Raw genomic sequence first — 884 nt, 5'->3', positions numbered from 1 at the left:
CAATACCAGTGTTGATAACGGTGACGCCCGCGCCATCAAAACCTTTGGCTAATTCAATCACATCTTCGAACGTGCTGCCCTGCGCGACGAGATCCAGCATCGAAAGACGGAAAATGATGATGAACTTCTCACCCACCGCTTTACGTACAGCTTTCACTATCTCCAACGGGAAGCGCATGCGTTTTTTGTAACTGCCGCCCCAATCGTCATCTCGCATATTGGTGCGCTTCCAAAGGAACTGATTGATCAAATAACCTTCTGAGCCCATTAATTCCACGCCGTCATAACCGGCAAGTTGAGCGAGTTCAGCGCTGTTGGCAAATGCATCGATGGTCTTTTTGATCTGACGCTCGCTCATTTCACTCGGCGCAAACTTCGCGATCGGCGCTTTAATGCCAGAGGCGCTCTGCGCAAACGGGTGCATCGCGTAACGCCCAGCATGTAAAATCTGTAGTGCAATTTTGCCACCATGCTTGTGCACGGCATCGGTAACTACTCGGTGCGCCTTTGCGTGTTTTGGCTTACTAAACTCCGCACTTAACGGGTGCAAACGACCGCGTAAATTCGGTGAAAAACCGCCGGTCACGATAAGCCCGACGCCACCTTTCGCGCGCTCTTCATAAAACGCGGCGAGCTTTTGCAATCCTTCCTTGTGCTCTTCTAGGCCAGTGTGCATTGATCCCATCAGGACTCGGTTTCGTAATTGTGTAAAACCTAGGTCCAGTGGTTTTAATAAATTAGGGTACATGGCAGACATCACTAAACATCCATTTTTATTATCATGGTCTGACCAGACTACGTCCGGAAAACCAAAAAATCAAACAAGCGTTTACATTTTTGTAACACCGATCAATCTCGTGTGAAAATATGCCAATTGTTGAGTG

General features: G+C 48.3%; 1 pseudogene. It reads right to left on the bottom strand.

The window, feature by feature from the left end:
- Positions 1–757: pseudogene (gene fadH / locus R7R24_RS25545) on the bottom strand (NADPH-dependent 2,4-dienoyl-CoA reductase); the annotation flags it as partial.
- Positions 758–884 lie beyond the last annotated feature (127 nt).

It is taken from the genome of Vibrio sp. 704, from assembly GCF_033339295.1.
The sequence above is the reverse complement of the archived record's forward strand: the minus strand, read 5'-3'. Positions and strand labels throughout refer to the sequence as shown.